The sequence below is a fragment of the Candidatus Thiopontia autotrophica genome, assembly GCF_982804495.1.
Genome location: NZ_CEYDPX010000001.1, coordinates 208,785 through 220,606, shown reverse-complemented (window position 1 = coordinate 220,606; position 11,822 = coordinate 208,785). Strand labels below are relative to the sequence as shown.

At 46.8% G+C, this 11,822-nt stretch carries 9 protein-coding genes; all 9 read right to left on the bottom strand.

Going from position 1 to position 11,822, the window contains the following annotated elements; translation table 11 throughout:
- Positions 1-74: 74 nt before the first annotated feature.
- Genes dnaE through rseP form a run of 9 tightly spaced genes read right to left on the bottom strand, consistent with a single transcriptional unit; the run spans position 75 to position 11,820 of the window.
- A complete protein-coding gene (gene dnaE, locus AC3ZFK_RS01220) occupies positions 75-3,572 on the bottom strand; it encodes a DNA polymerase III subunit alpha (protein ID WP_487505956.1) in 3,498 nt (1,165 codons plus the stop codon).
- The gene (gene rnhB / locus AC3ZFK_RS01215; protein ID WP_487505955.1) at positions 3,572-4,156 is read right to left on the bottom strand and encodes a ribonuclease HII; all 585 of its coding nucleotides are present in this window, start codon (positions 4,154-4,156) and stop codon (positions 3,572-3,574) included. The genes dnaE and rnhB overlap by 1 nt, the downstream gene beginning before the upstream one ends.
- A complete protein-coding gene (gene lpxB / locus AC3ZFK_RS01210; RefSeq protein WP_487505954.1) occupies positions 4,146-5,288 on the bottom strand; it encodes a lipid-A-disaccharide synthase in 1,143 nt (380 codons plus the stop codon). Before lpxB ends, rnhB begins: the two co-directional genes overlap by 11 nt.
- Positions 5,288-6,067, bottom strand: coding sequence for an acyl-ACP--UDP-N-acetylglucosamine O-acyltransferase (lpxA, locus tag AC3ZFK_RS01205; protein ID WP_487505953.1), 780 nt, complete (start codon positions 6,065-6,067; stop codon positions 5,288-5,290). Before lpxA ends, lpxB begins: the two co-directional genes overlap by 1 nt.
- Entirely contained in the window at positions 6,064-6,513 is a 450-nt protein-coding gene (gene fabZ / locus AC3ZFK_RS01200) for a 3-hydroxyacyl-ACP dehydratase FabZ (RefSeq protein ID WP_487505952.1), read from the bottom strand. The genes lpxA and fabZ overlap by 4 nt, the downstream gene beginning before the upstream one ends.
- Positions 6,510-7,568, bottom strand: a complete 1,059-nt coding sequence (gene lpxD, locus AC3ZFK_RS01195) for a UDP-3-O-(3-hydroxymyristoyl)glucosamine N-acyltransferase (protein WP_487505951.1) — start codon at positions 7,566-7,568, stop codon at positions 6,510-6,512. The genes fabZ and lpxD overlap by 4 nt, the downstream gene beginning before the upstream one ends.
- Positions 7,569-7,582: 14 nt before the next feature.
- On the bottom strand, positions 7,583-8,128 hold the full coding sequence (locus AC3ZFK_RS01190) for an OmpH/Skp family outer membrane protein (RefSeq protein WP_487505950.1): 546 nt from the start codon (positions 8,126-8,128) through the stop codon (positions 7,583-7,585).
- A gap of 21 nt (positions 8,129-8,149) precedes the next feature.
- Positions 8,150-10,423, bottom strand: coding sequence for an outer membrane protein assembly factor BamA (bamA, locus tag AC3ZFK_RS01185; RefSeq protein WP_487505949.1), 2,274 nt, complete (start codon positions 10,421-10,423; stop codon positions 8,150-8,152).
- Positions 10,424-10,458: 35 nt separating this feature from the next.
- The gene (gene rseP, locus AC3ZFK_RS01180; protein WP_487505948.1) at positions 10,459-11,820 is read right to left on the bottom strand and encodes an RIP metalloprotease RseP; all 1,362 of its coding nucleotides are present in this window, start codon (positions 11,818-11,820) and stop codon (positions 10,459-10,461) included.
- Positions 11,821-11,822 lie beyond the last annotated feature (2 nt).

Sequence of the window (11,822 nt, the reverse complement as noted above, 5' to 3'; positions counted from 1 at the left end):
ATCGTACTATACCGCAAAAAAAACAGATTCCCTAGAGAATAGAGATCCTCCTGGATGTGATGTAACTATTCAGATCAAGGATAATCCGGCTCAACACTCTCTTCTCCCAGATGCTCTCTGAGGCGGTGAAACAGATTCTCACTGGGCTGCACATTCCACTCGGCTCCAAGATCCATCTTTACAACAGCTTGTGGTTGCTGATAATGAATCTGTACCGGACAGCTTCCCTCACAAAATGGCTTCAGTATATTGGCCAGGTAACCAGCAGGATTACCAACCATTTGCCCCTTATCAAGATGAATTATCAATCTCCTCATATGGCTAGCCCTGGCACCATCAAGGTTCCATAGCTCCTCTACGTTCATCCTCAATCCACCACTATAGTCATCCTCTGTAACTGTTCCTCGAACAACAAGAATAGAATCTTTCTCCAGAAAATGGCGGTACTTTTCATAAGACTCATCAAAAAGCGTCATCTCCAATCTACCTGTTCTGTCATCCAGAACCAGAATTGCCAGCGGCTTTCCTGTTCTGGTTTTCACCACGCGCATTGATATCATAAGCCCTGCAATAGTAACCTGCTTATCACGATCCGAGATTAGCTCACTAATACGCTGAGTGATCATGTGGCCCAACTCTTCCTCATGCTGCTCAATGGGATGACCAGTAAGGTATAGTCCAAGAGTATCTCTCTCTCCGATCAACCTCTCATTCTCTGTCCAGGGAGAGGCCTGTTTATATGTGATATCTACTCCATTATCACTATCCTCCTGTTCGCCAAACAGATCCCACTGCCCGCGCTCCTGATCACGAACATGCTGCTCTGCTGCCTTCATTGCATCTGGTAGACTCTTCATCAGAGTGGAACGACCGTCCCACACCTCTCCATCCATAAACTGTTGAGCAATCTCATCAAGGGCACCAGCACGTATCAGGGATTCCAGCACTCGCTTGTTGGCCTTGCGAAGATCAACTCGACGACAAAAATCGAAGATATCGACATAACTACCACTGCTCTCACGCTCTTCAATAATACCCTCAATGGCTGCCTCACCAACTCCTTTGATCGCACCCAAACCATACACCACATCTCTATTGTCAAAGACTGTAAAGCGAAAGTGGCTGCGATTAATATCTGGCGGATGAACATCCAGCTTCATCACACGGCACTCCTCTATCAGCGTAACCACCTTATCTGTGTTATCCATGTCAGCAGAGAGTACTGCAGCCATGAATGGGGCTGGGTAGTGCGCCTTCAACCATGCTGTCTGATATGAGATCAATGCATACGCTGCGGAGTGTGACTTGTTGAATCCATATCCGGCAAACTTCTCAACCAGATCAAAAATCTTCATTGCCAGCTTGCTATCAACCCCATTGGCAACTGCACCTTGCTCAAAGATAGAGCGCTGCTTCGCCATCTCCTCCGGTTTCTTTTTGCCCATGGCTCTGCGCAGCATATCTGCCCCACCAAGAGAGTACCCTGCCAATACCTGAGCAATCTGCATTACCTGTTCCTGATAGAGAATTACCCCATAGGTTGGTTCCAGTATGATCTTCAAAGAGTCATGCTGATATTTGGCATCCGGATAAGAGATAACCTCCCGACCATGCTTTCTATCAATGAAGTTATCAACCATCCCCGACTCCAATGGACCCGGACGATAGAGTGCAACCAATGCGACAATATCCTCAAAACTGTCTGGTTGCAGTTTACCGATCAACTCCTTCATGCCGGAGGATTCCAGCTGGAATACCGCTGTGGTCTGACAAGATTGCAATAACTCAAAGGTTTTCCTGTCTGCCATATTGATCTCTTCAATCAAGAGCGGCTCCTCCCCTCCGCCCTTACGCTGCTGGTCTATCATCTCTACAGCCCAATCAATAATGGTCAGGGTTCGCAGCCCGAGAAAGTCAAACTTTACCAGCCCAACAGCCTCTACATCATCCTTGTCAAATTGGGTAACCAGACCTGTCCCACTCTCTTCACAGTAAATTGGAGTAAAGTCATTAATGTCAGAAGGTGAGATAACCACCCCACCAGCATGTTTTCCTGCATTTCTGGCAACACCTTCCAGAGATTTAGCCAGATCTATCAACTCCTTTACATCACTATCACTGTCATATCGCTCTCTCAAATCTTCTGATTCATTGAGGGCCTTCTCCAAAGTCATCTTGAGATCAAATGGAATTAATTTGGCTATGCGGTCAACCATGCCATAAGGGTGTCCCTGGACACGACCCACATCCCTGACCACAGCCTTGGCATTCATTCGTCCATAAGTGATAATCTGGGATACCCTGTCATGCCCATATGTATCTGCGACATAGCGAATCACCTCATCACGTCTGTCCATACAGAAATCCACATCAAAGTCTGGCATGGATACCCGTTCCGGATTGAGGAACCGCTCAAACAGCAACTCATATTTCAGTGGATCAAGATCAGTAATTTTTAGTGAATATGCCACCAGAGAACCGGCACCTGAACCACGTCCTGGCCCAACCGGGATATTATGTTCTTTGGTCCAGCGAATGAAGTCGGCGACAATCAGGAAATAACCAGGAAACCCCATTCCATTAATCACATCCAGCTCAATCTTTAGTCGTTCATCGTAAGGTGCTCTCTTCTCCTCAATAGTCGACGCATCACCAAAAAGTTGCTTCAACCTCCACTCCAGACCGCTTTCAGATTCTTGCTGGAAAAACTGCTCAATGGTCAATCCAACAGGGATTGGGAAGTCAGGGAGATAATTTTCACCCAGTGATAGTGATACATTACATCTACGGGTTATCTCCAGGCTATTCTCAATAGCTTCCGGGATATCCTTAAACAGCGACTCCATCTCCTCCGCTGAGCGGAGATACTGTTCAGGTGTGAAATTTTTTGGGCGACGTGGATCATCAAGAACACGGCCATCATGAATACAGACTCGTGCCTCATGAGCATCAAACTCATCTTTGTGCAGAAAGTGAACATCATTGGTTGCCACTACCGGTAGATCAAATTTTTCCGCTAATGCAACAGCCGCATGATTCCAGTTCTCATCTCCACCACGTGCTGTTCTCTGAAGTTCCAGATAGTACCGACCAGGAAACAGGGCCATCCATGACTTTATGTGTGAGATAGCCTCTCCCTCTTCATCCGCCAACAGCGCCTGCCCAACATCTCCACTGCGTCCACCAGAAATCGCGATTAACCCATCTGTATATCCATCAAACCACTCTCTCTCCAGTTGAGGAACACCTCTATGCTGACCCTCAAGATACGATCTGGAGATTAATGTCTTAAGGTTCTTGAAACCACTATTATCCTGTGCCAGTAGCACCAGACGTGATACTGCACTACCCTCGGAGAGAGTACGCACCCTGATCTCTGCCCCAATAACTGGTTTTATCCCGGCAGCTACCGCTGCCCGATAGAATTTTACAGTTGCAAACATATTCCCAATATCTGTTACTGCAACTGCGCTCATCCCCCCGCTCTGTAGTGCTTCCATCAATGGGGCGATACGAATCAGCCCATTCTCCATGGAGTACTCTGAATGTAAGCGCAGGTGAACAAATGACATTACAGCCCCAGAGCCTTTCTAACCGGCCTGAATGATCGACGGTGCTGATCCAGAGCCCCATGCTGCTGCAGGGCCGCAATATGTTGTCTTGTTGGATACCCCTTGTGGCTATCAAAGCCATATTGTGGATGATGTTGATGAAGCTCAACCATCATCTGGTCTCGTGCCACTTTGGCCAAAATAGATGCGGCACTTATCGACTCAATCTTGGCGTCACCTCCTACAACTGCCTCAGCTGCCATAGTCAGTCCAGGGGGAATACGATTCCCATCCACCAGCACCAGCGAGGGGGCACATTGTAGCGTCTCAACAGCTCTTCTCATCGCCAACAGTGATGCGTGAAGAATGTTTATCTCATCTATCTCTTTCCTGCTTGCCTCTGCAATAGCCCATCCTATAGCATGGTCCATGATCTCTTTAGAGAGCCTCTCTCTTTTTTTCGGTGTCAACTTTTTGGAATCTGCGAGCCCCTTAATCCCATGATCTTCAGGTAACACCACCGCAGCTGCAACAACCGGCCCTGCCAGTGGACCACGCCCCACCTCGTCCACCCCTGCAATCAACTTTTGCCCATTACTGTTCATGCAACATCTCTTCAACCAAATCTGCCAACCTGCTAGCCGAATCTCCACTACCCAAGCGACTCTTTACATCCCTTAACCCACCCACCACTCTTCTCCTCTCTTCTCCATCATCCAGAATAGAGAGAAGATATGGAGCAATCGATGACGCTGACGCATTCTCCTGTAGAAGTTCTGGAACCACCTCACGCTCTGCGACAATATTTACCAAGGAGATATATTCTGTCTTGATAAGATGGCTAAGCAACCAGTAGCTTATGGGGGAAACACGGTAAATCACCACCATTGGGGTCTCAAGTAGTGCCATCTCCAAGGTAACCGTACCTGATGCTGTTGCAATAGCATCACAACCACGAATCACCGTATGTACATCACCTTTGACTATAGTTAGAGGAACATCATCAAACAGCTCTACCCCAGAAAAAAGAGAGGATGAGAGATCTGGAGCCTGAGATATGACAAACTGAACTTTGCTGTCATGCACATAGATCTCCCGTGCGCTCTTCAACAGATCAGGCAACAGCTGCTGAACCTCTCCTCTACGACTACCAGGAAAAAGACCAATGGTTTTTTTGTCAGGATCAATTCCGATCTTCACCCGTGCCTCTTCAACACTGTTACTGGAACTTACCTCCCCAACCAATGGATGCCCAACGTAGGTTGCCGCCACTCCCACCCTCTCATAATAGGGAGCCTCAAATGGAAAAATCAGAGCCATGTGGTCCACTCTTTTTGCAATCTTATGAACTCTGCCTACTCTCCATACCCAGATCTTTGGGCTTACATAGTAGAGCACCTTTATTCCAAGTTTTTTAGCAGTCTTTGCCAACAACATATTAAAGCCGGGGTAATCAACCAGAATCAACAGGTCAGGAGGGTCAGTTTTCAACAGGGCACGCATCTTTCTGAGTACCCCAAAAAGATATGGAAAATGACGCACTATCTCTATCAATCCCATTACCGCCATCTGCTCAATCCCGACAACCGCATTAAACCCCTGTTGCCGCATACGTTTGCCACCAATACCATAACAGTGGAATTGGTGATCTCTTAGATTAAGTTGTTGCAGGAGACGTGATGCATGAAGATCTCCGGATGGCTCACCAGCAACCACCATAATACGGTATTCAGACATTAGCGAATCACGCCGTTTTTACTCTCGCTGTGCTCTTTAATGAAATCGTGAAAAATAGCTAATTCCTGGTGCTGATATGATAGCTCACCAATATCACTTATAACCTCTGAAAGAGAGTCATGGGAATGAAACATCATCTTGAATGCCTGCTTCATTGCCTTGCGTGCCTCACTATCAAACCCTTTTCTTTTCAACCCAATCAGATTCAGGCTAACAGGTCTGGCCAGGTTTCCAGAGACCAGAATATATGGCGGAATATTCTTGTTGATTGCGCTACCCATGGTAGAGAATGCGTATGAACCAATAGTAATAAACTGGCTCACCAGGGTAAATCCGCCAAGAATGACATGGTCATGAATGACCACATGGCCAGCGAGTGATGCATTATTTACCAGAATCACATGGTTATTGATAATACAGTCATGGGCAATATGTACGTATGCCATGATCAGGTTGTGATCTCCTATCCTGGTTACTCCTCCCCCACCAACAGTTCCACGATTTACTGTACAACATTCACGAAATGTATTGTTATCACCTATCTCCAGCAGAGTAGGCTCCCCATGATATTTCAGGTCTTGTGGATCCTCACCAATAGAGGAAAATTGAAAAAAGTGGTTGTTCTCACCTATGGTCGTAGGGCCCTTGATGACCACATGGGACTCCACTTTGGTTCCTGCACCAATAGCTACATCAGGACCTATAACTGAGTATGGGCCAACCTCAACTCTGTCAGCAATTATTGCTGATTCATCTATTATCGCTGTTGGGTGAATCACGACTCCAGTTCTTTCTCTGCACACATCAGGTTTGCACTGGCAACCACCTCACCATTTACGCTGGCAGTTCCCTTAAATTTCCAGATATCACGAATTCTACGCTCCAACTCAACCTCGAGAATCAATTGGTCGCCGGGCTCTACCGGTTTACGAAAACGTGCCTTGTCTATTCCCACAAAATAGTAGAGTGACTTGGCAGTAGGGAGGTTTCCTGTGGTCTTGAATGACAGTATTCCAGTTGCCTGTGCCAGTGCCTCCATAATCAAAACTCCGGGCATAACAGGCACATGGGGAAAGTGGCCCTGAAAAAATGGTTCATTGATAGTTACATTTTTTATTGCCCGCAGACTCTTGCCCACCTCAAACTCAAGCACCCTGTCAACCAACAGAAAAGGGTAGCGGTGCGGCAGATGCTTCATTACCTCATTAATATCCATTTGAGTCATTTCTCTTTTCCTTTTTCCATTAATTCAATTTTTTCTTCCATATCACTCAATCTGGGAGCCAGACCACGCAACTCTCTTATTGATTCATCCAGTTTTCTGAACTGCACAACATTTCTTCGCCACTTTCGATTTGGATCTGCAGGAGTTGCTGATGAATAGAGACCAGGTGTATTTATGGATTTGGTAATCAGCGTTCTTGCTGTACAGTGGGTGCCATCAACAATCTCAAGGTGACCCACCACTCCAGCCTGCCCTCCAAATGTGCAGCCAGCTCCTATCACCGTACTTCCGGCTATACCAACCATTGCAGCCATGGCACTATTCTCACCAACTCTGACATTATGGGCAATATGGACCAGATTATCGATCTTCACTCCACTCTCAATTACGGTATCTTCCAGAGCTCCTCGATCAATAGTGCTGTTGGCACCAATCTCCACACCATCTCCAACAATCACCCTGCCAAGTTGTGGAATTTTTACCCACCTTCCATCTTCATTGGCAAAACCAAAACCATCACTCCCAAGTACTGCGCCTGGGTGAATAATGCAATCCTCTCCAACCACAGTACCTGCCATCAAAGAGACATTGGCCATCAGCCTGCTTCCTCTGCCAATTGTGCATCCCTCCTCAATCACAGATCCTGCCCCCACAAAAACTGACTCTCCAACCTCAACCTGCTCCATTACCACACATTGAGGACCAATCCAGCCCCCTTCTGCGATTGATGCTGTTTCATGAATGGTGGCAGACGGTGACCTCCCCTGTTCCTTGAAAATATACGGATTAAGAATTGATGCAACCTTTGCATAACCAAGATATGGGTCATCCATCAATAGTCGATTTCCATCAAACTGATCCCGTCTATCTTGGTGAAGAATTACCGCTGCTGCCTCCGTTGATTGAAGCTGGGAGAGAAACTTGTCTGAGGAGAGAAATGAGATCTGATTACTGGTCGCACCCTCAAGGGCGGCAATCTCTTCAACAACACAAGCAGAGTCGCCCACAAGTTCGGCGTTTATAAGCTCTGCAATCTCACCCAGAGTTGTTCCCATAGAGCTCCTGCCCCCTACTGTGCTGTCTCTACAGATGCGCCGTTATCACCATTTCCTGACATTGATTTCAGGGCATTTAATACAGTACGAGATATATCTACACGAGGTGATGCGAAGATAACTGACTCATTTACTATAAGGTCAAACTGTTCATCTTTCGCCACTCTATCGACCATTTTGAACACAAGTTTCTGTAACTTTTGAAGCTCTTCAGCCTGTGCAATCCGCAGATCTGCCCCATACTCCTCATCCATCAACTTCAACTCACTACTACAAGAACGTATCTTCAGGAGCTTTCTCTGTTTCTGTTGCTTACTCAATGCAGCACCCTCTTTCTCCAGATCCTCCCCCATCTTTTTACACCTTTTCTGAAAATCAAGAACCTCTATCTTTCTATCACCAAATGCCTCTTCCAGACGACTGGTTGCAGCTTGTGCCTGAGGTGCCTTTTGTAGTAAAAGATTAATATTCACAAATCCAATTCTGCTCCCCTCTGCGTACACATTGACTGTACTGCAAAGCATCATTACAAAAATAGTTACTGTTTTCTTTATATTCATCCCCATCCCCTGAAATAATTACTAAAACATCTGCCCCAATCTGAACTGGAATGATTCCAGATCATCCCCAGACTTTTTTCTTAACGGTTTTGCCCAACTAAATGTCATTGGACCAACCGGGGAGAGCCACTTCGCAGTCACACCTGCAGAGGCACGCAACTCACCACTCAAATCACTGGCCTTCTTCGCAACGGTTCCCAAATCCACGAAACCACTTACTCTGGTTGATTTTACCTCCTCAAGAAAAGGAACTAGAAGAATAATCTCAGCATTCACAACTCCTTTCAGATTTCCACCAACAGCATTTCCTGCATCATCGGTCGGGCCTACGGAGTTACCTTTAAAGCCACGAATTGAGCCCTCACCACCTGCATAGTAACGGGTGAAAAATGGTAGTGTATTCTGGTCTCCATAGCCATCACCAATACCAATGTCTCCTTTCAGTAACATGGTGTAATCCTCAGATATAGGGTAGAAGAAGCTGTGTCTGTAGTCAGCCTTGTAGTACTCAACGCCGCCTGGAGTACCTAACTCCGCCTTGAAACGCTGATAACTGCCCTGGTCGGGAAAAATTGATCTGTTACGACTATCTCTACTCCAGCTTGCGGTGAACTCAAACACATTAAAAGAGCTCCCCTCAGCCGCCAGGAAAGTATCACATTCGCTGCTTGTTGATGATGTTCCGCAAGTGGCATCACTCATATGTTGTGGTTCAAACCCGACAAAAAGTTTATCGTATTCGCTGGTTGGAAGACCCAAATCAAAATTCATGCTCATTGAGTCATAGCTATATGTACTCTGTTCGTCTGATGAGTCTCTCTGTTTATAGTGAATTCCACCACCAAGACTAACTCCATCCTCTGTAAAATAGGGATCCCTGTATCCTAGCCCATAGGCACTCTCGGTACTGCTGTTATTGAACTCAACATCCACACTCTTGCCAGAACCCATGAAATTGTTCTGCTGAAGATTCAGACTCATGACCATACCATCAGTTTGAGAGTAACCGGCACCAATCATCATACTTCCTGTTGGATTCTCCGTAACCTGGTAATTCAGCTCCACCTGATCTGTGGTTCCAGCCACTGGAACTGTCTCTACCGCAACATCCTCAAAATAGCCAAGCTTGCGAATTCTGGTCTGGGAGCGCTCCACCTCTTTGTTGGAGAACCTGCTCCCCTCATACTGGCGCATCTCTCGTCGAATAACCATATCCTGAGTTTTAGTATTGCCAACAATATTGATTCGATCAACATATACACGATTACCGGGGTCGACAAAGAAAACCAGATCAACCAGATGCTTCTCTTTATCCAGCTCAGGAATCACATTGATATTGGCAAAGGCATAGCCATCCTCGCCAAGACGGTTGGTAAGTGCCTCATTCACAGAAGCAATCCCCTTTCTGGAGAACACCTCACCCTCATTAAGAGACACCAATTCCAACAACTCATCTCTTGGTACCACCATATTACCGGCCAACTCGACCTTGCCCAGGGTAAACCTGTCACCCTCGCTCATATTGATAGTGATGTATATCTGCTGTTTATCAGGGGTAATAGAGACCTGGGCAGAGTCGATCTCAAAATTGATGTATCCACGATCCATATACCAGGAACGTAGTGCCTCCAGATCACCTGTAAGCTTCTGCCTCGAGTAACGGTCACTTTTGGTAAAGAAAGAGAGCCAGTTTCCAGTATTCAACTGAAATAGATCCCTCAAATCGTCGGTCTCAAATGCCCTGTTTCCAATCAGCGTTATCTGCCGGATTCGTGCACTCTCACCCTCTTTTACCTTAATCCTGACTGCAGAACGGTTGCGTTCCAGTGGGGTAATTGTGGTTTTAATCTCAACCCCGTAACGCCCCATCCCAAGGTATTGGCGACGAAGTTCTGCCTCAATTTTATCCAGCAGAGCACGATCCAGCACTCTCCCCTCGGCCAGCCCAATCCCCTTCAAACCCTCTTCAAGATCCTCTGTCTTGATAACTTTATTGCCATCAATCGTAATATCAGCAATTGCGGGGCGCTCAATGACCGAAACCAGCAGAACATTTCCATCCTGCTCAAGACGAACATCCTTGAAAAAGCCTGTCTTGAACAGTGATCTTACCGCATCTGCTGATCCACGAGATGTAAGCTCATCTCCAACACTCAATGGAAGATAATTAAATACTGTACCTGCAGAGATACGCTGTAACCCCTCCACTCTGATATCCTCTATCACAAATGGAGAAAAGGCCCATGAGGAGAGCGAGGAAAACAGAATAAATAGTGAAAAAACAATACGTTGCATAATTGCCTGACTTTATTACCTAACTGTTGAACATATCACATTAAACGCAGCAGATCATTGTATAGTGCCAACGACATCAATCCAACCAGAAATAAAATTCCCACCCGTTGTCCCAATGCCATTACCCGCTCTGAAAGAGGTTCTCCTCGCACCCACTCTACAAGGTAGTACAACAGGTGACCGCCATCCAGCATCGGAATTGGCAACAAATTCAGCACCCCAAGACTGAGACTAATCAACCCCAAAAATGAGATGAACGGAGTTACTCCAGCCTCCATAGAGGCTCCAGCATAACCGGCAATACTGATAGGGCCGCTCAGTCCGTCAGTAGAGGTAGTACCAGCAACCATGCGTCCCATCACCTGAATGGTCATTGACGCCATCTCCCAACACTTTTCTGCCCCACGCACCAGTGCATCCAGTGGCCCATACCTAACCTCTCGGTAATATTCCTGACGATATTTGGTTAGATCAACAGATGCCCCGATTCGGCCTATAATTTTTTGCTCCAACTCAACTGCAGCTGGCACCAATTCCAATGGAAACACCACCTCATCACGCTCAATAGTCAATGTGAGTGGGCGCCCAGGGCTATCCTGTATCCACTTAACCCAATCTTGCCATGACAGCACATCCTCACCATCAACGGTCAGCACCAGATCTCCAGACTCAAACCCTGCCAGCTCTGCAGCACCGCCAGATACCAACTCGCCAATCCTTGGAGGAACATGTGGGCGATTAATTGAAAATCCTAGCTGTTCCAGCATCTCCGGACCCTCCGGAATATTCTCACCAAATGGGTTCTCTAATACCATCTGCTGGTGCAGACCAGACGAACTGACGACCTCCAATGCAATCGGAGTTCCCAGTACCGCAGACCCAAGAACCCCCTCTAGTGCCTCTTGCCAGATTCGTACCGGATTTCCATTTACTGAAACAATCTCATCACCCTGTTCCAGGCCGGCTGATGAAGATATGGAGCTTTCAGCCACCTCTCCAATAATCGGTTTCATCCCACTGACACCAATCATCTGTACTGCGGCAAATGCAATAACTGCAAACACGAAGTTAAATAGTGGCCCCGCCACTACAATTGCCGCCCGTGCCCCCAGTGATTGATTATCAAAAGAGCGCTCTTTTTCCGACTCCGTAACCTCTTCATCCCCCCCCTCTCCAAGCATCTTCACGTAACCACCGAGTGGCAGGGCAGCAATTACATATTCAGTCCCATCCCTCTGCCCTGTTCGCTTCCATAACGGGCGTCCAAACCCCACTGAAAAACGTAGCACCTTTACCCCTACGCGACGTGCCACCCAAAAGTGGCCAAATTCATGTACGGTTACCAAGATTCCAATGGCGACGATAAAAGCCAACAGTGCATACAGTCCTGATCCCATCT